The organism is Mesorhizobium sp. P2_A12 (assembly GCF_056405075.1).
The window spans coordinates 422196-447182 of sequence record NZ_JBFUCU010000012.1 but is presented as its reverse complement, the minus strand read 5'-3'; the positions used below and the strand labels follow the sequence as shown (position 1 = coordinate 447182).

Here is a 24987-nt window from a genome sequence, read left to right as displayed (position 1 = left end):
TATGCTTTATTTTTCGCGCTTCAAGATGATCCTGATCTGGGTGGCCGTGGCCATCACAGTGATCCTCGCCGCGCCCAATCTGTTCTCCGCCAGCACGCTGGCCCAGCTCCCCAGTTGGGTGCCGAAGCGCCAGATGACGCTCGGCCTCGATCTGCAGGGCGGCTCGCACATCCTGCTGGAGATGAATCAGAACGACCTGATCAAGGACCGGCTGGAGACGACGCGCGACGAAATCCGCACGTTGCTCCGCGACGCCAAGATCGGCTATACCGGGCTTGCCGGCACGGGGCGGACCTTGCAGGTCCGCATCACCGATCCCGCCCAGCTCGATGCCGCCAAGAAGGCGCTGAAGTCGCTGACCGATCCGGTCGCCGCCGGCCTGTTCACCGGCGGCTCCATCCAGGAAATGACGCTCGACGATTCCGAGCCCGGCCTGCTCAAGTTCAACGTCACCGATGCCGGCATCAAATACCGCACGTCGACCGCCTTGACGCAGTCGATCGAGGTGGTCGAGCGCCGCGTCAACGAACTCGGCACGACGGAACCCATCGTGCAGCGGCAGGGCGACGACCGCATCCTTGTCCAGGTGCCGGGCCTTCAGGACCCGCAAAGGCTGAAGGAAATCCTCGGCCAGACCGCCAAGCTGACGTTCCAGATGGTCGACCAGTCGATGCCGGTGCAGGACGCGCTCAATGGCCGCCCGCCTGCCGGCTCTTCGGTGCTGTATTCGCAGGACGATCCGCCGGTTCCCTATCTGATCGAAAACCGTGTCATCGTTTCGGGCGAAAATCTCGTCGATGCGCAGGCGACGTACAATTCGCAGAACAATGAGCCGGTGGTTTCGTTCCGTTTCGATTCGAAAGGTGCGGCGCGCTTCGGCCAGGCCACGGCACAGAATGTCGGCAAGCTGTTTGCCATCATCCTCGACAACCAGGTGATATCGGCGCCGCAGATCCGCGAGCCGATCCTTGGCGGCACCGGCCAGATTTCGGGCAATTTCACTGCCCAGAGCGCCAACGACCTCGCCGTGCTGCTGCGCGCCGGCGCCTTGCCGGCGACCCTGACGGTGATCGAAGAGCGCACCGTCGGTCCGGGCCTCGGCCAGGATTCCATCCATGCCGGCAAGGTCGCCGGCATCATCGGCTCGATCCTCGTCGTGGCCTTCATGTTCGTCGCCTACGGCTTCCTCGGCTTCCTCGCCAACATCGCACTGGCGGTGCACGTGGCGATGATCGTCGGGCTGTTGTCGCTGCTCGGCGCAACGCTGACCTTACCGGGTATCGCCGGTATCGTGCTGACCATCGGCATGGCGGTCGATTCCAACGTGCTGATCTACGAACGTATCCGCGAGGAGCGACGAAACGGCCGCTCCGTGATCCAGGCGATAGACACTGGGTTCTCGAAGGCGCTGGCGACCATCGTCGATTCCAACGTCACCTCGCTGATCGCCACGGTGGTGCTGTTCTATCTCGGCACGGGACCGGTCAAGGGCTTTGCCATCACCTACGCCATCGGCATCCTGACCACCGTCTTCACCGCCTTCACCTTCACCCGCCTGCTGGTCTCGATCTGGCTGCGCCGGGCGCGCCCGAAGGAGTTGCCGAGGGCGCCGGTGACCTTCATTCCGCCCGGCACCAAGATCCCCTTCATGGGCATCCGCCGCTGGACCTTTGCGCTGTCGAGCTTGCTGTCGGTCCTGTCGGTCGTGCTGTTCATGACCGTCGACATCAACTACGGCATCGATTTCAAAGGCGGTTCGCTGATCGAGGTGAAGGCCAAGAGCGGCAATGCCGACATCGCCGACATTAGAGGCAGGCTCTCGGAACTCAACATCGGCGAAGTGCAGGTGCAGCAGTTCGGCGACCCGAACGACGTGCTGATCCGTGTCGGTACGCAGGATGGCGGCGAGAATGCCGAGCAGACGGTCATCGACAAGGTTCGCGGCGAGTTGCAGGACAATTATGATTTCCGCCGCGTTGAAGTGGTTGGGCCGACAGTGTCCGGGGAATTGGCCAAGCAAGGCACCATTGCCATGCTGGTCGCGCTGCTTGGCATCCTGATCTACGTCTGGTTCCGTTTCGAATGGCAGTTCGCGGTCGGCGCCATCATCGCGACGGTGCACGATGTCGTCATGACCATCGGCTTTTTCGTCATCACCGGGCTCGAGTTCAACCAGTCCTCGCTGGCGGCGATCCTGACCATCATCGGCTATTCGCTGAACGACACGATCGTGGTCTATGACCGCGTTCGCGAGGATCTGCGAAAATACAAGCGCATGCCGCTGCCGCAACTCCTGAACAACGCCATCAACGAGACGCTGTCGAGAACGACGCTGACCTCGGTGACGACGATCCTGGCATTGCTGGCGCTGGTGCTGTTCGGCGGCGAGGTGATCCGGTCGTTCACCATGGCCATGCTGTTCGGCGTCGTGTTCGGCACCTATTCGTCGATCTTCATCGCGGCACCGCTGCTGATCCTGTTCAAGCTGCGGCCGCAGGCTGAAAGCGACGAGCAGAAGCCGGTCGGCGGCAGCAAGGCGGTCGCGACCTGACGCGCGGCCCCGAAGGGGTGACAGAACGGTGACCGGCAAAGGCATCGTCATCCGCGAGGCGCATTTCCCCGGCCGCGCGCCGATCGAGGCCTATGGCAATGGCGGGTTCCGCTTTGCCGACATGTCGCATCGCGGCTCGCTGCTCTGCCTGCCATCCGGCATCCATGGCTGGGAGCCGGCGGATCCCCTGGCACTGACGGTGGCGGATTTCGACAGGCTGCTGGCCGAAGCCGACAAGGTCGAGATCCTGCTGGTCGGCATGGGCAGGGAACTCAGGCCTTTGCCGGCAGCACTGCGGGCCGCGCTGAAGGCGGCAGGCATTGCGTCCGATCCGATGTCGACGGGTGCCGCGGTGCGGACCTACAATGTCCTGCTGGCGGAAGACCGCGCCGTGGCCGCCGCGCTGATCGCCGTCGATTGACATGTCTCAGAATGCCAAAATCGTCATGGACGCGGTGCGCGCCGCCGACCACGACCGCTATCTCACAGCTCTCTACGCGCCGGCCGACAAGCGCGATGCGCTGTTTTCGCTCTACGCGTTCAATGCCGAGATCGCCGGCATTCGCGATCGCATCCACGACGCGCTGCCGGGCGAGGTGCGGCTGCAATGGTGGCGCGATGTCATTGCCGCCGGCGGCGAGGCCGGCGCCGGCCATCCTGTCGCCGAAGCGTTGAATGCCACGACGGCAAGGTACAGTCTGCCGAAACTGGCGTTCGACAACATGCTCGAAGCGCGCATTTTCGACCTCTACGACGATCCGATGCCGTCGCGCACCGACCTGGAAGGCTATTGCGGCGAGACCGCAGCCGCGCTCATCCAGCTTGCGGCGATGGTGCTCGATCCCGTCGCGGCACCACGGTTTGCCGAGCTGGCGGGCCGGGCAGGCTGCGCGCAGGCGATGACCGGCCTGCTGCTTCTGCTGCCGCTGCACCACAAACGCGGACAGTGTTTTATCCCGGCCGATATCCTGGCCGCGGCTGGATCTTCGCCAGAAGAGTTTGTTGCCGGCGATGGTGGCGCTGGCGCCAAACGTGCAGTGGCAGCGATGATGGCGCTGGCGCGCGACCATCTTTCCGCTTTCGAACAGGGCGCATCGGCCCTGCCGGTCTCGTTGCGTCCGGCATTTCTGCCGCTGGCCCTGTCGCGTGCCTATCTTGCGAAAATGGAGAATGGCTCGCCGCTCCACGGCGTGGCGCGTCTGTCGGCCTTGCGCCGGCATTGGCTGCTGCTGCGTCGCGCGAGCAAGGGCTGGCCGGCACTTTGACGTAAACGTCAATCATGGTAAGGAGTCTCCCGGCCAAAAACTGTTGCCATAGACGACAGACTGGTCGGAGGAGATACCCATCCATGAGCTTGCCTTTGCTGGTCGCGATCGTCGCTCTTGGCATTGCGCTGTCGGTCGCCGCCGTACATTTCACCGGCGGCAGCAAGACGGCCACACTCGCTGGCACGGACCAGGCGCTGAGCCGTTTCGCCGAGGATTTTCCGGACGCGGTGGCCACGACAGTTCGCTTGACGACGGATGCCAGGACGGCGTTCCTCGATCTCGGGCGAGGGCGCATCGGCATCGTTCACAGCATTGGCGACTGTTTTTTGAGCCGCATCGTCGCGTCGCGGGACGTCACGGTTTTGACTGCCGCCGACGCAAATACGGTCTCGTTTCGGCTTGCCGATTTCACCTGGAAGGGCGGCCGCTTCCACTTTGCCAGCGCAACAGATGCGCAAGGCTTGCTGAAAGCGCTTGAGCCGCGACGTTCGAATTCCGCTGGGGAGGCGGCGTGATGGACGGCTACAGCTTTCCGCAGGTCACCCAGCTGGCCATTCCGTTCTTCGTTGCCGCGATCCTGATCGAGCTCTGGCTGGTGCGCAGCGGCCGCGCCAAGGGTTCGTTCGAGACGCGCGACACGCTGACCAGCCTGATGATGGGCACCGGCAATGTCGTCGCCGGGCTGCTGCTTGGCGTGGTGTCCTATTGGGCGATGCTGTGGCTGTGGCAGTTCCGCGTCTTCAACCTCGGCCTGTCGGTCTGGGTGTTCCTGGCCGCCTTCCTGCTCGATGACCTGCGCTACTATGTCTACCACCGCATCGCGCACAGGGTGCGCTGGGTGTGGGCCGAGCACGTCAACCACCACTCAAGCCAGCACTACAATCTGTCGACGGCGCTGAGACAAAGCTGGACCAGCCTGTTCACCTTCATGTTTGTGCTGCAAGCGCCACTGGTGCTGCTTGGCTTCCGTCCGGCGGTGATTGCCTTCACCTTCGGCTTCAACCTGGTCTGGCAGTTCTGGATCCACACCGAGACGATCGGCAGGATGTGGGGCTGGTTTGAATTCGTCTTCAACACGCCGTCGCACCACCGTGTCCACCACGCCACCAATCCGCGTTATCTCGACGCCAACTATGCCGGCACATTGATCATCTGGGATCGCCTGTTCGGCAGCTTCGTCGAAGAACTGGAGGAGGACCGGCCGCGCTACGGCATCGTCAAGAACCTGGGCACCTTCAATCCGCTGAAAGTGGCGTTCCACGAATGGATCGGCATGTTCAGGGATGCCTTTGCACCGGGGCTGAGCTTGAGCGATCGGCTGAACTACCTGATCAAGCCGCCGGGCTGGAGCCATGACGGCTCGCGCGAAACCTCGGAGAGCCTGAAAGCCGCCTATGTCCGGCGCAATCCGGGTGAAGCGGGCAAGCCCGGGTTGCCGGCCGCGAGTGCCGAGCCAGCCGAATAGTGAAGTAAATTACGACCTGGTGTCAATTTGACAGCATGATGGCTTGGTACTATTTTTGACATCTCAGTATTTGTGGGGTGGTGATCATGCTTCGTCTTGTATCCACTTTCTTTTTTCTGTTTGCCACAACATTGACTTACGCTGCGCCAGCCATCGACTGGCGGGTCAAGCATCCTTTCCGGTATTTCACCGAAACCACCGATTTTGATATGCAGCGGGAAGCCATGGCCGAAGTCATGACAACCCATGGCGGCGCCTTCACGGCTACGGCGGTTTCCGATCTCGAACGGCTGCTCAACGATCCGCGCTGGCTGCGTGAGTGGTACAAACAGGACGCCACGCTCTATCCGAATCCCAAGGGCGCGGGTCGGCCCGAACGCGGCTGGGCGAACCCTGTCAATCGCCGCCGCTCCACCTGCTGGGACGCCCGAGAACAGTGGCATTCGTCCTGCGCCAGCGACAGTTTCGGAACCGCGCTTCGTACCGACTACGTGCGCCCGCAAGGGCACACCGTCGTCTTCAGCTTGACGGATGCACCGGCCGGCATTTGCCGATGGCAAGCCGCGCGGCCGATTTTCATTGCCGGCCGTGGCCGGCTTTCGGCGACGGCGGAACAGCCCTGCGCGGCGCTCTTTGAAGCGCGCATTCCCTTTGAACCAGATATCCCCGAAGCAGCGCGCGGTGTCGATGTGTCTGTGACCTTGCCGAACGGCACGGTGGTTTCGCAACCTGCCATCTGGGTCCGCGACCGGCTCATCGCCGGTATCGGCGACAGTTTTTCGTCGGGCGAAGGCAATCCCGATACGCCGGTCGAAATCGATCCGCTGTCAAGACGAAGACTTCTCAACATCTCCTTCGTCTATGACGCCGACACTCAAGCGATCAAATCGGTACCAGCCTATTCGTTGCCGGTCCGCTATCAGAATGCGCCGGCTGGCTGGCTCGACCGCAAATGCCATCGTTCGGCCTATAGCTATCATCTGCGCACCGCCTTGCAGGTCGCTCTTGCCGATCCCAAGCACAGCGCGGTGACGTTTCTCGGCTTTGCCTGCTCCGGGGCCGAAGTGACGGAAGGGCTGCTTTTTCCCTATGCCGGAGTTGAGACAGTCAACAGTTCCTATTTTTCGTCGGGCGGTAAACTGCGTCGCGACTTGCCGCAGATCGATCGCCTGATGATCGAACTGTGCCGCGATGATCTGTTGCGCACCCATGCAACCCGAACGGTGACTTTCGACACGCCGCTCACCGACGAGCGAGGCCGCACATTGCTCAGCGCCAAACTGCTCGACTGCAAACCGGGGCGGTTCCTGCGGACGATCGACATGCTGATCGTGTCCATCGGTGGAAACGATGTCGGCTTCACACCGCTCATCGTGGAAGCGCTGACCAAGACAAGGCCTCCATACGCAAACGTCAACAGCAGGTTGCGCGCCGACGCCCTCGGCGCGTCAGTCATTCGAACTGTCGCGCGGATCGCCAAGGCGCATGATGTCGCCACGGCGCGAATCCGCGCAAAGGAGTTGCCGGCGCGCTTTGCCGCCTTGCGAAAGGCGCTGGCGCCGCTGCCCATCGCCAGCAACAATGGAATGCCCAACATTGTGCTGACCGCGTTTCCCAAGATCGAATTCAACCAGGATGGAAGGCTCTGTGGCGAGGCCACACCGCGTGAAAGGCTTGAAGGCTTCAACGTCGGCGGGGTGCTGTCGATCGACGTGCCGACGCTGCGTCCCATCAGCGATTTCGCCAACAATGTGCTTTACCCGGCGACGCGCGACGCCGCCCACGCGGGAAACTGGCATTTTGTCGATGCCCAACGTGCCGCGTTCGCCAAGCATGGGATCTGTGCGCAAAAGAGCTTGTCGAGCGGCGTCACGGCCGCCGAGAGCCTGATGCTGCCCTACTACCATGCGGACGGCCCGCGACCGGACAAATGGTCGGAATTCGAGCCTTTTTCCGCTAATCGCGGCGCCGATTTCAAGGCGTCTCGCGACACGCGTGCCTACGCGCCGCGCGAGCGCTGGTTCCGCACCATCAACGACATCTGCCTTTTCGTGCAGTCCAAGGCGAGCGGCACGCCACCGCCGCCGCAAGATTGGGCGTTGCTCGATCTGGTCGAGGTTTGCCTGGGCGGTCCGTTCCATCCGACCGCGGAAGGCCATGCCCACATCGCCGACGCGGTGTTCGCGGCAGCAACCACGATGCTCAACTTGCCACGGCCAACGGTCGCGGATGTGCGACCGCACTGAAGGGAAGAGCAGGGCTACTCGGCGGCTTCCGATTGGGATGCCAGCCCCAGCCATTGCCGGCAATCGGCGCGCGCACGTGCGGTTATCCCCTGCCGCTTGGCGACAGTCTTGTCCTTGCCGCGCAGGCGCTTGCCTTCTGACTTCGGTGCTTCCATTGGCGGGAACAGGCCGAAATTGACATTCATCGGCTGGAAGGAGCGTTTTCCCGGTTCGTCGTCGGACACGATGTGGCCGCCGGTGATGTGGTTGAGCAATGCGCCGAAGGCCGTGGTGAGCGGTGGCAGCGACGGTGCATGGCCGAGCCTCTCGGCGGCGGCGAAACGGCCGGCGAGCAGGCCGATCGCAGCACTTTCGACATAGCCCTCGCAGCCGGTGATCTGGCCGGCGAAGCGCAGGCCGGGGCGCGACTTCAGCTGCAGCGAAGCGTCGAGCAAGGTCGGCGAGTTGATGTAGGTGTTGCGGTGCAGGCCGCCGAGGCGGGCGAAATCGGCGTTTTCCAGGCCCGGTATGGTGCGGAACACGCGCACCTGCTCGGCATGCTTCAGCTTGGTCTGAAAACCGACCATGTTGTAGAGCGTGCCCAGCGCATTGTCCTGCCGCAGCTGGACGACGGCATAGGCCTTGACCGTCGGATTGTGCGCATTGGTCAGCCCCATTGGTTTCATCGGCCCATAGCGCAGCGTCTCGACGCCGCGTTCGGCCATGATCTCGATCGGCAGGCAGCCGTCGAAATAGGGCGTGCCTTCCCATTGCTTGAATTCAGTCTTTTGGCCGTCGACCAACGCCTGCACGAAGGCGAGATATTGCTCCTTGTCCATCGGGCAATTGATGTAGTCCTTGCCGGTGCCGCCCGGTCCGACCTTGTCGTAGCGCGACTGGAACCAGCAGACATCCATGTCGATCGTGTCGAAGTGGATGATCGGCGCGATGGCGTCGAAGAAAGCCAGCGCATCGGCGCCGGTCGCCTCCGCGATCGACTGGGCAAGCGAAGGCGCGGTCAACGGACCCGTGGCGATGATCGCCTGGTCCCAGTCCGCCGGCGGCAAGCCCGGCACTTCCTCGCGCTGGATAGTGATCAGCGGATGCGCTTCGAGTTTCTTCGTCACCGCGTCGGAGAAGCCGTCGCGGTCGACGGCAAGCGCACCGCCTGCCGGCACCTGGTTGGCGTCGCCGGCGCTCATGATCAATGAGCCGGCCAGCCGCATTTCGGCATGCAACAGGCCGACGGCGTTGTTTTCGGCGTCGTCGGAGCGGAATGAATTGGAGCAGACCAGCTCGGCCAGGCCGTCGGTCTTATGCGCATCAGTGCCGCGAACGGGCCGCATTTCGTGCAGGATGACCGGCACGCCCGCCTCGGCTGCCTGCCAGGCGGCTTCCGAACCGGCGAGGCCGCCGCCGATGATGTGGATGGGATTTTTGCTCATGAGCGCCGGAATAATCGCTTGGAGCCGTGATTGCAATTGCCGTGCGTGGAGTAGGGCAAACGGCTGCGGGCGCGACCAAACCCTGAAAACAACAACACCCGCCGGGGGAGGAGGTCCGGCGGGTGTCGTTTTTGGGGTCGACCCTCGGGAGGAGGTGAAGGCCGACCGTATTCGTCATCGCCGGGGAGGAGGTCGGCTTTGACGAAATCTCTTTCGCCATTTTTGAAAGGGGCGAAACCTCTGGGGCAAAATTCGTTTGCCCCGGGGGAACAACGCCCGCCGCGGGAGGAGGTGCGGCGGGCGCCGTTTTTGTGGTCAACCCTCGGGAGGAGGTGAAGGTCGACCGGATCCGTCAGGGTCGGGGAGGAGGTCGACCCTGGCGAAATTCTGGTAGTTAGATCGCCCGGCGGGCGACGATCTTGATTTCGTCGCGGACGATACCGAGATCATGGAGCTGACGGTTCGAAAGGCGACCCAGCTCGCTAACCGTCTCGCGATAAACGCGCCAGTTACGATAGTTGCGGATCAGGTTCATTGTCGTTCTCTTTTTCAAACTTGTTCGGACCATTCGCGGTCCGAAGAATTAGACCGCCTTGCGAGCGACGTAAGGAATGTCGCTGCGGCTGATGCCGAGGTCGGTCAGTTCACGGTTGCTCAGGCGGCTCAGCTCGGACACGGTGTCCCTGTAGCGGCGCCAGTTGCGGTAGTTGCGGATCAGGTTCATGGTATTTCTCGTTTCGTCTTTCTTCCGGATCATTCCGTCTTTGTGTACGAACCATAGATAGGCGGGCCTATATCGATTTAAAAGCGCTATGGCTGCATGGCAGCAATGCAAATTGTGCAATGCAGCATTAACGCGCGTTCACGGACCTGACACAAAGAAACCCGAATCGGAAAATGCCGTTGCGTCAACGGTTTGACCGGGTCGGCTGAAAAAAAGACCAAACGGGGGGGAGAAGCGGCATGGCGGGCTATTCGACACGAGTAAGGTCGGATATTGCGCGCTGGCGGCAGGCCGGCCTGATCGACGCCGCGACCGCCGATTCCCTGACCCGCGACGTCGAGGCAAGCGAGCGCAAATCGCTCAGCTTCGGCTCGATTCTGGCAATGATGGCCGCCTTGCTGTTCGGCGCCGCCATCCTGATTTTCGTCGCCGCCAACTGGGATGCTATCCCAAGGCTGGCGCGGGTCGCGGCACTTTTTGCCATCATCCTTGGCGGCTATGTCGGCGGCGCGCTGTTGAAGACGCGCGACCATGCGGCGATCGGCGAGGCATTGTGGATCGTGGCGGCGGCGGCATTCGGCGGCTCGATCGCGCTGATCGGCCAGATGTATCATCTCTCCGGCGACGAGACGTCGGCCTTGGTCACCTGGGGCGCGGGCACGGCGTTGGCGGCGGTCGCGCTGCGGTCGAACCCGCTGACCGTGGCTGCGGTCGGCATCGCCGATGCCTGGCTGTTCCTGAAAGGCTTCGATTATTACAGCCGCAGCGACTTTCCGCATCTCTTCGTGGTCATGGCGATGGTGCTGTTTGCCGTCTCGTTCTGGACCCGCAGCCAGCCGGCGCGGCACCTGATCATCCTGTCGCTGCTCTTCTATCTGGTACTGCTGGTGACAAGCCACAACACACTGCAGGTGGCGATCCCGCTCGTCGCCGCATCGGCACTGCTGTTCGCGGCTTCCGTCTTCGCGCCAGAGCCGGTCGACCGGATCGTCCAACTCGGCGGCCGCTTGCCCCTGCACGCTTTGCTCGGCTTTCTCACCGGCCTGGCAATGGTCCAGTTCGAACTGGCCGATGAAAGCACCTACGACAGCGGGTTCGCCATCGCTTCGGTGATTGCGTTGGCCGGCATCGTCGCGGCAATCGTGCTGGCAGGAAGGGAGAGCCGCGGGTTGCGCTGGCTTGCCTATGCCGGTTTCGCCTTTGAAATCGCCATCATCTATGTGGTGATGTTGCAATCGATGCTCGACACCGCCGGCTTCTTCCTTGCCGCCGCGGTGCTGCTCGGCATCCTTGCGCTCGTCATCATCCGCATCGAAAAACGCATGAAGGGCCCAGCCGCCAAGGGAGCCACGGCATGATGACCGGAAAGAGGCTGATCATCTCGGCGCTGGTGCTGGCGCTCGTCCAGATAGGTTTCCTGAGCTGGATCATCGCCGGCAGGGCGGCGATCCTGCGCAACGGCAAGGAAGTGCTGCTGAAGATCGAACCCGTCGATCCGCGCGATCTCCTGCGTGGCGACTACATTATCCTAGGCTATGCGATTTCGCGGATACCGGTGAAGATGATCGCCAACATCCCGGCCGACAAATTTTCGAGCGACGACACGCCGATCGTCGTCCGGTTGAAGAGGGGTGCCGACGGCTACTGGACGCCCACCACCGCCTGGTTCGGCAAGGCGCCGATGCCGGCCGCTGCCGATGAGGCCGACATATCAGGCCATGTCGCCGAGGGCTGGGATCTTCGCAGCGAAGGCATGACCATCGCCCCGGATTACGGCATCGAGCGCTTCTATCTGCCCGAAGGAGAGGGGACGGCGATCCAGAACGACATGCGGGTACGCCCGTTCGGCATCCGCCTCGCGCTGGCTGGCGACGGCACCGCGCAGATCAAGGCGCTGGTCGACGGCGACAAGGCGCTTTTCGAGGAGCCGCTCTATTAGAGGATTAGAGGGACAGCCAGAATGGGCGCTCATCGAAACGAAATTCACTTCATCCACCTGTTAAGAGGCGTCGCTCCGCTGCCTGTGATGTGGGTGCATCTCTCGGGCTTGACCGTCTGGCATTACCACGCCGACTGGACGCCCTTGAGGTATTTCGAACGCCTGTTGGGGACACCGCTTGGGCTGTACCAAAGTGGCGCCCACCTGGGCGTTGTGATCTTCTTCCTGATCAGCGGCTTCATCATCAGCTATGTGGTCGAGGAAGAGACCCGGATGTCTTTCGCCATCAAGCGCGTGTTTCGCTTGTGGCCGCCTATCTTGTTCGCCCTTATCGCGACGGCGATCGGGACCTACGTCGGGACGGTCGTGCCCATTCCGTTCTCATTCGCCGACTATGCGAGGACGTTCTTTCTGGTGGATCAGTTCGCAGGGATCGGGAGGCACGTCTTGCCCGTGACCTGGACGCTTTTCCCCGAGGTTGTATTCTATATTATGGTCTGGTGCATTGCGCCCATGATAAGGCGCAAACCACTCAAGTCCACGCTCATACTGACCGCTGCATCTTATGCGATCATGGCTGGCGCGAACATCAATGGAACCCCTGCCGTGCAATTCTCGCCGCTTGGGTATCTGCCTCTGTTCTTGATCGGCCGCCTCTTCTTCCTGTTTCGTGAGCAGCGTATTAGCGGCCAGATGGCGATGGCTCTGGGGACTGCTGAAGTCTTTTTGTTCTATGCGGTGCGGGTGGGCATCTGGTGGGGCATCTGGCGGCCCCAGGTTCTGCTCGATGATTCGTTGTTCCCGATTTTGGCAACATATCCGTTGGCCATCATCGTGTTCTGGCTGTGCATGCAATGGACACCAAAGACCGTTCCTCAACCCTTTGGCTTCTTTGGCGACATCAGCTATTCGCTCTATCTGCTGCACATGCCGGTTGGGTTCGCCGTCATCTACAACCTCTACCCGGCCTTGAACTTCTCACTGGCCTTCGCCGCCGCAGTCGTTGCAACGCTTCTGGTCTCGTGGCTGAGTTTCAGATTTGTTGAAGAGCCCAGCCGGCGCTTCTGCCGGCGGCTCATCGCAAGACGAAATGTTACACGAGAGACTGCTTTGGCGGGAGCGCAGGTATAGTCGACGGACGCCCTCGGCGGTCTCCCACTTGGACGGTAAGAAGCATGCCAATCACCCTGTCGGCGCGTGAAGACATCAATCTCGATACGGTTTTTCGCGTCGCCTGGAAGAAGGAGACGGTGCAGATCGGCGAGAGGGCCTTGCAGCGCATCGTCGAATGCCGAGCCGCGTTCCTCAAGCTCATCGAATCCGACCCTCCGCCGGTCATTTATGGCGTAACCACCGCGATGGGGGAGTTGGCGAGCCGCAAGCTCGAACTTGACGAGCGGGATCGCCATGCGCGCATCAAGGCGTTCGCCGCCGCCACCTCGTTCGGCGATCCCTTGCCCGATCGGGTGGTCCGGGCGATCGTGCTTGCTCGGCTGACGAACTTCATCGAGGGCAACGCAGCCACCACGCCGCGCATCGCGCTCGCCGTTGCCGCGATGCTCGACGGCGGCCCGATGCCAACCGTACCGGCCTCCGGCCAGGGCGGCGCCGGCGAGATCCTGGCGCTCTATCCGCTGTTTGCCGGGCTCTCGGCGCGCTGCGACCTCGAGGTCAAGGAGCGGGGCTCGCTGATCAACGGCTCGCCTTGCGCTGCCGCGCTGGTGGCCGACGCAGCGCTCGCGGCACGCCGCCGCATCCGCATGGCGCACAAGGTGTTCGCACTGTCGATCGAAGCGTTTCGCGCCCCGCTCGAGCACTACGACGCGGCGCTCGATACGCTCTGGGGTGACGACCATGAAGCCGCGGCCCTCCAGGGGTTGCGGGAATTCCTGGTCGGCGCCGGAGACGGCCGGCGCAATTATCAGGCGCCGGTCAGCTATCGGATCGTGCCGCGCGTCCTCGGCCAGGCGCATCGTGCGCTGTCGTCCGCCGAGCGGGCGGCCACCGTCTCGCTGGTGTCGATATCCGACAATCCGGTCTATATCCCGCCGGACGACGCACATCCGCTCGGCCGCTGCATCAGCACCGGCGGCTATCACAATGCCATGGCGACACCGGCGCTGGACGATCTGGCGGCGATATGGGCCGACATCTGCCTGCTCTGCGACCGTCATGCCTCCAAGCTTTTGAACGGCAAGGTGTCGCTGCTGCCCGATCTTTTGATGACCGGGCGGCATTGGGCCGACAGCGATGGCCACGGCAGTGTTGGCTATGTGCCGATGGCGATCACCGGCTATCTCGAGCAGGCCAAGCTCGCCGCGCAGCGCACCTTCATTCCGGGAACGGAATCGGCCGGTGCCGGGCAGGACGATGTCGCCACCACGGCGTTCTTCGCATGGACCAAGGAGGCGACCGCCGGCCGCTGCGTTGATGCCGCAATGGCGATGCTGGCGATGATGGCCTCGCAGGCGCTGCACGTTACCGAACGCGCGCCACCGCCGGCGCTGCAGCCATTTGTCGATGACATCAGGGGTATCGTGCCGCCTGTCGGCGACGATCGCGTGCTTGGGCCTGAACTGGCGAACCTGGCCGCATGGTTCACAGGGAGAGCGTTCGAGGCGTAGGCACCGATGCCGGGAAGGAGTCGTGGCCGGTGAATTGGTGCGGATGACTCGACCCCCCACGCCTTTCGGCACTGGAACCTAATCCACTACCGGGTGGGACGGTGGTGCGGGTAGAGGGACTCGAACCCCCACGATCTCTCGCCAGAACCTAAATCTGGTGCGTCTACCAGTTCCGCCATACCCGCATGGACCGGCAATCCCATGTAGCCATCATTCTGTCAATGTCAGGAACAAGGTTGGGGTCAGGAACAAGTCCGGGTCAGGGCCAAATGTTGGTTGTTCGCCGAAATGCGAAGAATGGTTGAAAAATAGCCCCGCCTGTGACAAAAGGCGTGTCGAATGTGACGGGACGCGACGATCCGCTTCTGCAAAATGTGATAAGAAGTAGGAAAAACAAGAACTTATTCACATTTTGGAACGCAGTTTGGGAGAGTTTGAGCCGTATTTTCGGTCAAATCGCCAGGTTCCGTACCAAAAGCCATTCCCGGCAAGATTATACCGGCAGGCTGTGAGCGGCAGAGGCCGTGGCAGTCTCATTGGTGAAAACAAAGGTTTTACGATGCAGGTCACCGAAACACTCAACTCCGGTCTCAAGCGCGAGATCAAGGTCACCGTGCCGGCCGGTGACATGGAAGCCAAGCTGATGGCGCGGCTTTCGGACGCCAGGAACAAGGTCCGCATCAACGGCTTCCGCCCCGGCAAGGTGCCGGTGCAGCACCTGCGCAAGGTCTACGGCAAGTCGTTCATGGCCGAGGTGGTCAACGAAATCCTCAATGATTCGACCCGCACGATCATTACCGGGCGCGGCGAAAAGGCTGCCATGCAGCCCGAAGTCATCATGACCGAGGACGAGAAGGAGGCCGAGAAGATCCTGGCCGGCGGCGCCGACTTCGAGTTCCGCCTCAACTACGAGATCATTCCGGCGATCGAGATCAAGGATTTCTCCGACATCAAGGTGACGCGCCAGGTGTTCGACGTGCCGGACACCGAGATCGACGAGCAGGTCCAGCGCGTTGCCGAATCGGCACGCAGCTACGAGCTGAAGAGCGGCAAGGCCGCCAATGGCGACCGCGTCACCATCGACTATGTCGGCAAGATCGACGGCGAGGCCTTCAATGGCGGCGCCGGCACCGATCAGCCGCTGGTGCTGGGTTCGAAGGAGTTTATCCCGGGCTTCGAGGATCAGCTGGTCGGCGCCAAGGCCGGCGACGAAAAGCAGATCACCGTAACCTTCCCGGACAACTACCAGGCGGCGCATCTTGCCGGCAAGGAAGCGACCTTCGACGTCACCGTCAAGGAAGTGTCCCAGCCCGGTGAACTGGAAATCAACGACGAGACGGCCAAGAACCTTGGCCTGGAGTCGCTGGAGCGCCTGCGCGACGTCGTGCGTGGCCAGATCGAAAACCAGTTCGGCGCCATGACGCGCCAGAAGGTCAAGCGCCAGTTGCTCGACCAGCTCGACGCGTCCTACTCGTTCGAGGCGCCGTCGAAGCTCGTCGACGCCGAGTTCAACAACATCTGGGCCCAGGTCAATCGCGACCTGGAAGCGGCCGGCCGCACCTTCGCCGACGAAGAGACGACGGAAGAAGAGGCACGTGCCGAATATCTGCGTCTTGCCGAGCGCCGCGTGCGTCTTGGCCTGGTGCTGGCTGAAATCGGCGAGAAGGCCGGCGTGACGGTATCGGACGAGGAGTTGCAGCGCGGGCTGTTCGAGCAGGTGCGCCGGTATCCTGGCAACCAGCAGCAGGAAGTCTTCGAGTTCTACCGCAACAACCCGGAAGCGTTGAACACGCTGCGGGCGCCGATGTTCGAGGAGAAGGTGGTCGACCATCTGCTCGGCCAGATCTCGGTCACCGACGTCAAGGTCAGCAAGGAAGAGCTGATGGCCGACGACGAGGAGGCCGATACCGCCGTCAAGGCGAAGCCGGCGAAGAAAGCCGCCGCCAAGAAGGCTGACGACAAGAAGGCCGACGACGCGGAAGAGCCCAAGAAGAAGGCCGCGCCGAAGAAGAAGGCCGCCAAGGACGCCGAATAAGCCCGGCGCTTTCCGTGGAATTGACGAAGGCCGCCCTTTGAGGCGGCCTTTTTCGTTGCTAAACTGCAACAGCCGGAAGACTTCGCGGGTGGTGGCCAGTGGCGATACGAAGCTTTGATGATTATCCTCTATCGCAAGCCGCTTGGTTCGTCGGAGACGCGCGTTGAGACTGTTCGTCGAAGTGGGACACGCCTCGGCAATGGCGCTGGTCCTCGTTTCGGTCTGCGGCATTGCCCGCGCCGATACGGTGCTTGAGAATTGGCGGTTCGAAACGGCCGAAGACGGCCTCGTCACGGCGTCGCTCTATGCCACCAACAAGCTGATCACCGGAGGCGGTGCGTTGAGCTACAGTCCGATCCTGACCATTGGTTGCCGGGCCAACAGCGAACCGCGTTGGACCGAATGGCTGCAACTGAACGACACCGTCTCGGCCAGCCGCAAGATCACCGTGTCGGTCACGCTCGACCAGGGCGGCAAGTTCGATGAAAGCTGGTCCGTCGGGCCGCGCGGCCGCAGGCTGATGCGCGACGGCGCCGACGGCATCAAACGGCTCGGCGCCGCGAACCGGCTCCAGCTTTCCTGGCGGTTCGGCTTGCTGTCGGGGCGAGGGGAGGCCGATTTCGACCTCGCGGGGTTCGATGAAGCCGTCAGCCAGGTTGCCGGCAGCTGCAACACGAATGTACCCTGAGCCGCTGCAGACGACCTAAACCTTTGCGCGGCTGACCTCTTCTACCCGCCGGCCAGAATCCGTGGTACATAGGTGCCGCAATTCCATTTGGGGGAGATTCCGATAATCTGTTCTGCCGTGCAAGGCGCGTTGCTGGTGGCACCGGTGTGCGCAGATTATTTCAGGCACATTTGACGATCAGGGAGAAAAGTCATGCGTTTGGTCGCGTTTTTCGCCGTCGTTTCTGTTGCAACCTTCGTTGCCAATCCATCGAAGGCTCAGGATGCTGCGGCTGGCGAGAAGGTCTTCACAAAATGCAAGGTCTGCCACGTCGCGGATGAGGACAAGAACAAGATCGGTCCGTCGCTGCATGGCGTCATCGGCCGCGTTGCCGGTACGCATCCGGATTTCAAATATTCCGATGCCATGATCGCGGCCGGCAAATCCGGCGTCAAATGGGACGAACCAACACTGACGACCTATCTTCACGATCCCAAGGCCATGGTCAAAGGGACCAAGATGGCATTTCCTGGCCTCAAGAACGATGCGGACGTGGCCAACGTCATTGCCTATCTGAAGACGTTCTCCAAGTGACCTGGCTCGCTCGCGAGCCTTCAGTTCAGGATCATCGCGTGGGTTGCCTGCTTCCATCGGTCTGGGATGTCGACTAGGGACAACCGCCTCAAGGATACCGGCATCCGTCTCTCGGAAGCGACGGCGGGTGATTTCTTCGCGCTTTTGAAGCCGCGGGTCATGGCGCTTGCCGTATTCACTGCCTTCGTTGGCCTGATGGCGGCGCCTGGCGCGATGAACCCGGTCATCGCCGTGATTGCAATCGGTGCGATTGCGATCGGAGCAGGAGCGGCCGGGGCCCTTAACATGTGGTACGACGCGGACATCGACGCGCTGATGTCGCGCACATCAAAGCGGCCGGTGCCGTCGGGCCGCGTCACGCCGGGCGAAGCTCTCGGCTTCGGCCTGGTGCTCTCCGCGCTTTCGGTGATGACCCTCGGCGTGCTGGTGGACTGGCTTGCCGCATCGCTGCTGGCCTTCACCATCTTCTTCTACGTCGTCATCTATACGATGTGGCTGAAGCGCTCGACGCCGCAGAACATCGTCATCGGCGGCGCGGCGGGTGCCCTTCCTCCTGTCATTGGCTGGGCGGCCGCAACCGGCGCCGTCAGCGCTGAAAGCGTCATCCTGTTTCTGATCATCTTTCTGTGGACCCCGCCGCATTTCTGGGCGCTCGCGCTGTTCAAGGTCGGCGACTACGCCGCTGCCGGCATCCCGATGATGCCGAACGTTGCCGGTCAGGCCTCGACCAGAAAACAGATGTTCGCCTATTCACTGCTGCTGGCGCCAATCGGCGTGCTGCCCTGGGCGTTCGGATTCGCGAGCGGGATTTATGGAGTTGCCTCAGCCGCATTGGGCGCGGGATTCATCTGGCACGCCTGGAAGGTCCTAGTCGTTCCAGACAAGGAGATGAAGCCTGCAAAGGCTTTGTTTGCCTTCTCGATTTTTTATCTTTTCGCGATCTTTGCCATACTGCTTGCCGACACCATCGCAACGCGAGCGTTCATGTCAGCCGGAGGTTGACGGCATAAAGGAAACCCGCCGGATCGATATGGCCGAACTGTAATGGGTGCATTGAAGACGTTGCAGACCAGGCCTGCTCGAACATCACGATGGTATTGCGCAGAATCCCAGGATCAGCAGGGCGACTATGCCAAGGCCGAGTATGAGAAGCGTCCTTCCGTCCATGACCTTCAACCTCTGCGCGGCCAAAAAAGGGCGCGCGGTGCTGTACGAGAATAGCGAAAAAAGACCACCAGAGCTAGCCGGACAGCCGGAGGTCTTCTGACAAAGGGCGACAAGTCCCTGGCAAGAGAGTATGTTGATTCCGGTGCAGGTCGCGGTTTTGCGTGGCCAGTCTCGCAGAACGACAGCACCGCTAAACCGCGACCTTACCGGACCTGGTCTGGAGGGAATGGTCATGGCAAGCTTTCATGTGATCGCAGGCGCCAGCGAGACGCTGGAGCATACCAAAATTCGAAAAATCAGTGTTTCCGACCTTTTCGACGCGCTCAAACGGGGCGTCGACGATTTCATGGTCAAACCATCGCACATCGTTTTTCTCTGCCTGATCTATCCGCTCGTGGGCGTCGTGCTGGCCGCCTGGACTTCTGGCGCCAATGCGTTGCCGTTGTTGTTTCCACTGGTCTCCGGTTTTGCGCTGATTGGCCCCTTCGCGGCGATCGGCCTCTATGAAATCAGCCGCAGACGGGAAGCCGGACTGGACACTTCCTGGAGACACGCTTTCGAGGTCAGGAATTCTCCGGCGCTGCCGGCCATCGCAGCGGTCGGAATCATGCTGTTTGCGATCTTCATCGCCTGGCTTTTGACGGCGCAGATGTTCTACCAATATCTTTTCGGTCCGGCGCCGCCGGAATCGATATCCGGCTTCATCAATGAGATATTTGCCACCGGCCGCGGCTGGACGCTGATTATCCTTGGGCACGTCATCGGCTTCGTCTTCGCCGTGGTGGTGTTGTGCACGACGGTCGTCGCCTTCCCATTGTTGCTCGACCGCGACGTCGGCGCCTACGAAGCCATCCACACCTCGGTGCGTGCGGTGCTGGCGAACCCGATCACCATGGCTGTCTGGGGACTGATCGTAGCCGTTGCCCTGATCATCGGCTCGCTGCCGGTGTTCGCCGGGCTGGCCGTCGTTTTGCCGATCCTCGGTCACGCCACCTGGCATGTCTACCGCAAGGTCGTGGAGTCGCCCGCCAGACCGGCGAGTTGAGGAAGGTTCTGCCTGACTGCACCGGCTGGGTGCCGGTGCAGTTCGATCGAAGCCGTCAGTAAGCCGGGTGACTGAAGCGGGCTTGGTATGCGCCCATGGTCAGGTTGCGGAAATCCTTGCCGCTGACATGCACCAGCGTTCTATGGTCGCCGCCTTCGAAGTAGATATCCGCGGCATCGCCAAGGCTTTCATCGACAATCACCGGCACGTCATAGGCTGCGCCGATCGGCGGGATGGCACCGGTGTCGCAATCATCAAAGAGCGAAATCACCTCGTCTTCGGAGGCGAGTCCGAGACGCTTGTCCATGACGTCTTGCAGCCTGCCAAGTTCGATCCTGTGGGTGCTCGGAACCACGGCCAGCGTATAGCCAAGCTCGTGGTGAACGACCACGGATTTCGCCATGATGCTGCCGGGCACATGCGCGGCTATGGCCGACTGCCGGCTTGTCGACGTGCGATGATGAGCGACGGTGTCGTAGGAAATTCCCTTGCCGTCGATGAAGTCCTTCAGTCTGTTTGCGATCGTCATCTTGGCCTCCCTTGCCGGAGTGAGCGACGCACGGGTTTGCGCGTCAGTGCCCGGATCCGAAAAACGCCAGCCTGGTGAAAAGGGTGTAGTCGGCTTCGAAGACCATCATTGTCGTGAACACCAGCACCAGTATCGGCGGCAGGATGATCGCATAGGCCAGCGCCAGCCGCTCCCAGGCCATGTGCATGAAGACAGCCACGATCAGCCCTGCCTTGAGGATCATGAAGATCAGGATCAGCGACCATCTAAGATAGCCCTGCAGGCCGAAATAGTCGACCAGGTAGGAGCAGGTGCTGAGGATGAACAGCCATGCCCAGACCACCAGATAGAGCTTGATGGGATGTTCCTGATGCTGGTCGGCGTGGGCGACGGCCGCCGGCGCCTCATGTGCATGACCAGCATGAAGTGCGTGTTGTCCAAGGCCGTTTGCGGTTGCTTCTGCCATGTCTGCCTCTCACCAAAGATAGAAGAATGCGAAGATGAACACCCAGACCAGGTCGACGAAGTGCCAGTACAGCCCCATGATCTCGACGTTCTCGTAGCGGCCCGTGCGGCTGGTGAAGAAACCGCGCCGTCCGGTGTCGAAATCGCCCCGCCAGACCTTTCGGGCCACGATGATCAGGAAGATCACCCCGATCGTCACATGGGTGCCGTGGAAACCGGTGATCATGAAGAAAGACGAACCGAATTGTGCCGCACCCCAGGGATTGCCCCAAGGCCGCACCCCTTCAGTGATCAGCTTGGTCCATTCGAAGGCCTGCATGCCGACAAAGGTCGCGCCGAGTGCCGCAGTCAGAAGCATGAGGATTGCCGTCTTGCGGCGGTCGCGGCGATAGCCGAAATTCACCGCCATGGCCATCGTTCCGCTGCTTGAGATCAGCACGAAGGTCATGATGGCGATCAGGATCAGCGGGATATCCGAGCCGCCGATGCGAAGCGCAAAGACTTCGCTCGGATTGGGCCACGGCACGCGTGTCGACATACGCGCGGTCATGTAGGAGAGCAGGAAGCAGCCGAAGATGAAGGTGTCGCTGAGCAGGAAGATCCACATCATGGCCTTGCCCCAGGACACGTTCTTGAACGCACGCTGATCCGAGGACCAGTCGGCGGCAATGCCTTGCCAGCCTGAGGGCCGCGGCTCGGTCTTGCCAATATGCGTCAGTGTCTCTGCCATCCACTTGATCCCTTCAGGTCAGCAACTGTCGGCAAATGTCGATGAACGTAGCCGCCCAACCGGCCAGCAGCGCAAAGATGGCGAGCCAGACGAAGAGCAGGAAATGCCAGTACATGGCGCACAGTTCGACGCCGAGCCGAAGCCGCTCGGGTCGTGCTCCGTTCCATGCACCGACGGTTGTTCTCCCGAGCCCCACCAGCCCGCCCAGTATGTGCAGGCCATGCATACCGGTGATCAGGTAGAAAAAGCTGTTGGCCGGATTGGAGCTCAGCAGATAGCCATCGTCGGTCATCTGCCGCCATGCCATGAGTTGTCCGACCAGGAAGGCAAGCGCCGTGAGCCCGGCCGTCGCAAGGCCAAGCCTAACCATGTCGATCTGACCGTTGCGTGCCGCCACCACGGCGCATTGCAGCGCGATGCTGCTCAGGACCAGCACGCCCGTGTTCAGCCAGAGCAGGCGCGGCAGCGGCAGAGGCCGCCAGTCCGACAGGCCCATGCGCATGAAGTAGGCGCTGGTGAACAGCGAAAACAGGCAGCCGACGACGGCGAGGAAGACGCCGAGGCCGATCTTGGCAGTGGGCAACGCCGACCGGTCGAGGCCGACAAAATCGCCGGCCAGACCTTGTTCGAGCCATGGCTTGGTCGTCAGCCTCTGGTGCGAAAGCCACCATCCGGCAAAACCGGCAATGACGAGCAGGAAGACCAGGATGACGCTCATGCCGGCTCCCTCGAGGGGCCGAAGGTGCCCGGCATGTTCTGCGGGATGAAATCCTCCTTGGCGCCCGGTACGCTGTAGTCATAGGCCCAGCGATAGACGATAGGCAGGTCCTTGCCGAAATTGCCGTGGGTCGGCGGTGTATGCGGCGTCTGCCATTCGAGGGTCGTGGCCCGCCACGGATTGCCGCCGGCCTCGCGGCCATGGCGGATGCTCCAGATCAGATTGAACAGGAACACCATTTGGGCAAAGCCGACGATGAAGGCCATGATGCTGATGAACGAGTTCAGGTGGTGGGCCGACTCCGTCATGATGGTCATGTCGGTCAGTTCAGCGTAGCGCCGCGGCACGCCCATCAGGCCGAGGTAGTGCATGGGGAAGAAAATCAGATAGGCGCCGAGGAAGGTGACCCAGAAATGGAACCGGCCCAACATCTCGTCGAGCATCCGGCCGGTGACCTTCGGGTACCAATGGTAGATCGCGCCAAAAACCACGAGGATCGGGGCGACACCCATGACCATATGGAAATGGGCGACGACGAACATCGTGTCGGACAGCGGAACATCGACGACGACATTGCCGAGAAACAACCCAGTCAGCCCGCCGTTCACAAAGGTGACGATGAACGCCAGGGCAAAGAGCATGGGTATGGTGAGATGGATGTCGCCCCTCCATAGGGTCAGCACCCAATTGTAGACCTTGATGGCGGTCGGAACGGCGATGATCAGCGTCGTGGTGGCGAAGAAGAAGCCAAAATAGGGGTCCATGCCGCTGACATACATGTGGTGCGCCCAGACCACGAAGCTCAGCGCACCAATGCCGACGATGGCCCAGACCATCATCCGGTAGCCGAAGATGTTCTTGCGTGCATGGGTGCTGATCAGGTCGGATACGATGCCGAACGCCGGCAGCGCCACGATGTAGACCTCGGGATGGCCGAAGAACCAGAACAGGTGCTGGAACAGGATCGGACTGCCGCCATTGTGCTGCAGTTGCTCGCCCATCTCGGAGATCGCTGGCATGAAGAAGCTGGTGCCGAGGGCGCGGTCGAGCAGCATCATCACGCAGGCGACGAACAGCGCCGGAAAGGCGAGCAGGGCCATGACGGTCGCGGTGAAGATGCCCCAGACGGTCAGCGGCAGGCGCATCATTGTCATGCCGCGCGTACGGCCCTGCAACACAGTCACCACATAGTTCAGGCCGCCCATCGTGAAACCGATGATGAACAGGATCAGCGAGGACAGCATCAGGATGATGCCCCAGTCCTGGCCGCCTGGTGTGCCGCTCATGATGGCCTGCGGCGGGTAGAGCGTCCAGCCCGCCCCGGTCGGTCCGCCGGGCGCAAAGAAGCTCGACACCAGAACCAGCACGGCGAGCAGGTAGATCCAGTAGCTCAGCATGTTGACATAGGGAAAGACCATGTCACGCGCGCCGACCATCAATGGGATCAGATAGTTGCCAAAGCCGCCGAGGAAGAGGGCGGTGAGCAGGTAGATCACCATGATCATGCCGTGCATGGTGATGAACTGGTAATAAGCTTCCGGGGTGATGAAGTCGAACGTGCCGGGGAAGCCGAGCTGCAGCCGCATCAGCCAGGACAGCACCAGGGCGACCAGGCCTATTCCCGTCGCCGTCGCCGAATACTGGATGGCGATGACCTTGGCGTCCTGCGAGAAGACGTATTTCGTCCACCAACTGTGCGGATGGTAAAGTTCCACCTCCGCGACTTCGGCCGGCGGGATGCCATCTGCAGGCGTGATGTCGACCATAGGAACACCTCCGTGTCCTTTTCAGCGAGACCCGACCGTTTCGAGCTTTGCTGCAATTTTCAAACCTGACGCCGTCGTTTTGCCCGGCGCCTGGTTTGCCGAGCCCGTTTGCTGGGGTGCCGACAACTGGGCGAAAGTCTGCTGCTGGCCAAGCCAGGCCAGATAGTCTTGCTGGGTGTCGACCATGACCACACCATGCATCAAAGGATGGCCTTGGCCGCAAAGTTCGGCGCACAGGACCTGAAAGGTTCCGGTCTTGGTCGGGGTGAACCAGAAATAGGTGACCGAACCCGGGATCATGTCCATCTTGGCGCGGAATTCCGGCACATAGAAATCGTGCAGCACATCGATTGAGCGGAGCAGCATCTTGACCGGCTTGCCGACCGGCAGATGCAGATCAGCCGCCTCGACCACGACATCGTCCTGACCATTGGGATCGCTGGCGATCACGCCCAGCGGATTGTCAGCGGTGACGTCGCGGGTGTCGGATGTGCCAAGCTTGCCGTCCTTGCCGGGCAGTCGGAAACTCCACTGCCACTGCTGGCCGACGACTTCGACGTTGGTTGCGTCGCTCGGGACGTTGACAAACCGGCTCCAGACGAACAGGCCGGGAACCAGCAACGCCGTGACCCCAACCGCGGTGACGATCGTCAGCCACGATTCGAGCCGTTTGTTCTCCGGTTCGTAGGCAGCCCGGTTTCCTTCCCGATGACGGAAGCGGAAGACGCAATAGGCCATGAATAGAACCACCGCGGCGAAGACGACGCCGGTGATCCAGAAGGTGATGATGATGGTGTTGTCGATATAGCTCCAGTTGGAGGCAATCGGCGTCCACCACCATGGGCTCAGGAGGTGAAACAACACCGAGCCCACGACGACCAAAACGAGTACAAGCGCTACGGCCATGTCCCGTCCTCCCGGCATTCGAGGGCGCGCGAAGCTGTCCCGGCGAATGCCAAGGTCATCATGCTTGATTTGCGATCGAAATTCCAGAGCCGACTATCTTGACGGGAAAAATGCGCCCTTTTTGCCGCCGCGACCTTTCGAAAAA

At 61.6% G+C, this 24987-nt stretch carries 24 protein-coding genes and 1 tRNA gene; 15 read left to right on the top strand and 10 right to left on the bottom strand.

Translation table 11 applies throughout. The annotated features are described in order from the left end of the window. Position 1 precedes the first annotated feature (1 nt). From secDF to AC1DZU_RS24650, 6 genes are all read left to right on the top strand, one after another. Positions 2-2551, top strand: coding sequence for a protein translocase subunit SecDF (secDF, locus tag AC1DZU_RS24675; RefSeq protein ID WP_477289176.1), 2550 nt, complete (start codon positions 2-4; stop codon positions 2549-2551). A 28-nt stretch (positions 2552-2579) separates the two neighbouring features. Continuing rightward, complete coding sequence (locus AC1DZU_RS24670; RefSeq protein ID WP_477289174.1) at positions 2580-2972, top strand: Mth938-like domain-containing protein; 393 nt, start codon at positions 2580-2582, stop codon at positions 2970-2972. A gap of 1 nt (position 2973) precedes the next feature. Beyond that, the gene (locus tag AC1DZU_RS24665) at positions 2974-3816 is read left to right on the top strand and encodes a phytoene/squalene synthase family protein (protein WP_477289172.1); all 843 of its coding nucleotides are present in this window, start codon (positions 2974-2976) and stop codon (positions 3814-3816) included. A gap of 83 nt (positions 3817-3899) precedes the next feature. Continuing rightward, positions 3900-4334: a hypothetical protein gene (locus AC1DZU_RS24660; protein ID WP_477289170.1), complete on the top strand. Its 435-nt coding sequence runs from the start codon at positions 3900-3902 to the stop codon at positions 4332-4334. Beyond that, positions 4334-5284, top strand: coding sequence for a sterol desaturase family protein (locus tag AC1DZU_RS24655; RefSeq protein WP_477289168.1), 951 nt, complete (start codon positions 4334-4336; stop codon positions 5282-5284). Before AC1DZU_RS24660 ends, AC1DZU_RS24655 begins: the two co-directional genes overlap by 1 nt. A gap of 86 nt (positions 5285-5370) precedes the next feature. Continuing rightward, the gene (locus tag AC1DZU_RS24650) at positions 5371-7530 is read left to right on the top strand and encodes an SGNH/GDSL hydrolase family protein (protein WP_477289166.1); all 2160 of its coding nucleotides are present in this window, start codon (positions 5371-5373) and stop codon (positions 7528-7530) included. Positions 7531-7544: 14 nt separating this feature from the next. Here AC1DZU_RS24650 and trmFO read toward each other — a convergent pair whose 3' ends face one another. The 3 genes from trmFO to AC1DZU_RS24635 all read right to left on the bottom strand — a co-directional run bounded on the left by trmFO (position 7545) and on the right by AC1DZU_RS24635 (position 9678). Continuing rightward, entirely contained in the window at positions 7545-8954 is a 1410-nt protein-coding gene (trmFO, locus tag AC1DZU_RS24645) for a methylenetetrahydrofolate--tRNA-(uracil(54)-C(5))-methyltransferase (FADH(2)-oxidizing) TrmFO (protein WP_477289164.1), read from the bottom strand. A 394-nt stretch (positions 8955-9348) separates the two neighbouring features. Continuing rightward, the gene (locus AC1DZU_RS24640) at positions 9349-9489 is read right to left on the bottom strand and encodes a DUF1127 domain-containing protein (protein ID WP_082525239.1); all 141 of its coding nucleotides are present in this window, start codon (positions 9487-9489) and stop codon (positions 9349-9351) included. A 48-nt stretch (positions 9490-9537) separates the two neighbouring features. Further along, positions 9538-9678: a DUF1127 domain-containing protein gene (locus tag AC1DZU_RS24635; RefSeq protein WP_013531315.1), complete on the bottom strand. Its 141-nt coding sequence runs from the start codon at positions 9676-9678 to the stop codon at positions 9538-9540. A 239-nt stretch (positions 9679-9917) separates the two neighbouring features. Here AC1DZU_RS24635 and AC1DZU_RS24630 point away from each other — a divergent pair, with 239 nt between their 5' ends. The 4 genes from AC1DZU_RS24630 to AC1DZU_RS24615 are packed head-to-tail and all read left to right on the top strand — an operon-like array spanning position 9918 to position 14241. Next, positions 9918-11036: a DUF2157 domain-containing protein gene (locus tag AC1DZU_RS24630; RefSeq protein ID WP_477289162.1), complete on the top strand. Its 1119-nt coding sequence runs from the start codon at positions 9918-9920 to the stop codon at positions 11034-11036. Beyond that, positions 11033-11617, top strand: a complete 585-nt coding sequence (locus AC1DZU_RS24625) for a GDYXXLXY domain-containing protein (RefSeq protein WP_477289160.1) — start codon at positions 11033-11035, stop codon at positions 11615-11617. Before AC1DZU_RS24630 ends, AC1DZU_RS24625 begins: the two co-directional genes overlap by 4 nt. A 21-nt stretch (positions 11618-11638) precedes the next feature. Then, positions 11639-12748 (top strand): acyltransferase family protein, encoded by a 1110-nt coding sequence (locus tag AC1DZU_RS24620; protein WP_477289158.1) that lies wholly within the window; start codon positions 11639-11641, stop codon positions 12746-12748. A 44-nt stretch (positions 12749-12792) separates the two neighbouring features. Then, positions 12793-14241: an aromatic amino acid lyase gene (locus AC1DZU_RS24615; protein ID WP_477289156.1), complete on the top strand. Its 1449-nt coding sequence runs from the start codon at positions 12793-12795 to the stop codon at positions 14239-14241. 102 nt (positions 14242-14343) lie between these two features. On the opposite strand, the gene AC1DZU_RS24610 is transcribed toward AC1DZU_RS24615, so the two are convergent. Continuing rightward, a tRNA-Leu gene (locus tag AC1DZU_RS24610) sits at positions 14344-14426 on the bottom strand. A gap of 374 nt (positions 14427-14800) precedes the next feature. Between AC1DZU_RS24610 and tig the strand changes: the two genes are divergently transcribed. From tig to AC1DZU_RS24585, 5 genes are all read left to right on the top strand, one after another. Then, positions 14801-16276, top strand: coding sequence for a trigger factor (tig, locus tag AC1DZU_RS24605; protein WP_477289154.1), 1476 nt, complete (start codon positions 14801-14803; stop codon positions 16274-16276). 163 nt (positions 16277-16439) lie between these two features. Further along, positions 16440-16964 carry a hypothetical protein gene (locus tag AC1DZU_RS24600; RefSeq protein WP_477289152.1) on the top strand — a complete coding sequence of 175 codons (525 nt, stop codon included), beginning with the start codon at positions 16440-16442 and terminating at the stop codon, positions 16962-16964. 192 nt (positions 16965-17156) lie between these two features. Continuing rightward, positions 17157-17537 carry a c-type cytochrome gene (locus AC1DZU_RS24595; RefSeq protein WP_477289150.1) on the top strand — a complete coding sequence of 127 codons (381 nt, stop codon included), beginning with the start codon at positions 17157-17159 and terminating at the stop codon, positions 17535-17537. A gap of 66 nt (positions 17538-17603) precedes the next feature. After that, the gene (locus AC1DZU_RS24590; RefSeq protein WP_477289148.1) at positions 17604-18539 is read left to right on the top strand and encodes a heme o synthase; all 936 of its coding nucleotides are present in this window, start codon (positions 17604-17606) and stop codon (positions 18537-18539) included. A 397-nt stretch (positions 18540-18936) separates the two neighbouring features. Further along, entirely contained in the window at positions 18937-19749 is an 813-nt protein-coding gene (locus AC1DZU_RS24585; RefSeq protein WP_477289146.1) for a DUF2189 domain-containing protein, read from the top strand. Positions 19750-19804: 55 nt separating this feature from the next. On the opposite strand, the gene AC1DZU_RS24580 is transcribed toward AC1DZU_RS24585, so the two are convergent. The 6 genes from AC1DZU_RS24580 to AC1DZU_RS24555 are packed head-to-tail and all read right to left on the bottom strand — an operon-like array spanning position 19805 to position 24842. Further along, a complete protein-coding gene (locus tag AC1DZU_RS24580) occupies positions 19805-20278 on the bottom strand; it encodes an aminoacyl-tRNA deacylase (RefSeq protein ID WP_477289144.1) in 474 nt (157 codons plus the stop codon). 43 nt (positions 20279-20321) lie between these two features. Next, positions 20322-20723 carry a cytochrome C oxidase subunit IV family protein gene (locus AC1DZU_RS24575; protein ID WP_095087730.1) on the bottom strand — a complete coding sequence of 134 codons (402 nt, stop codon included), beginning with the start codon at positions 20721-20723 and terminating at the stop codon, positions 20322-20324. 9 nt (positions 20724-20732) lie between these two features. Beyond that, the gene (locus AC1DZU_RS24570) at positions 20733-21452 is read right to left on the bottom strand and encodes a heme-copper oxidase subunit III family protein (RefSeq protein ID WP_111547360.1); all 720 of its coding nucleotides are present in this window, start codon (positions 21450-21452) and stop codon (positions 20733-20735) included. A gap of 13 nt (positions 21453-21465) precedes the next feature. After that, positions 21466-22170, bottom strand: coding sequence for a cytochrome c oxidase subunit 3 (locus AC1DZU_RS24565; RefSeq protein WP_477289141.1), 705 nt, complete (start codon positions 22168-22170; stop codon positions 21466-21468). Then, positions 22167-23936 carry a cytochrome c oxidase subunit I gene (gene ctaD / locus AC1DZU_RS24560; protein ID WP_477289139.1) on the bottom strand — a complete coding sequence of 590 codons (1770 nt, stop codon included), beginning with the start codon at positions 23934-23936 and terminating at the stop codon, positions 22167-22169. The genes AC1DZU_RS24565 and ctaD overlap by 4 nt, the downstream gene beginning before the upstream one ends. Positions 23937-23957: 21 nt before the next feature. Then, positions 23958-24842, bottom strand: coding sequence for a cytochrome c oxidase subunit II (locus AC1DZU_RS24555; protein ID WP_477289137.1), 885 nt, complete (start codon positions 24840-24842; stop codon positions 23958-23960). Positions 24843-24987: the final 145 nt, after the last annotated feature.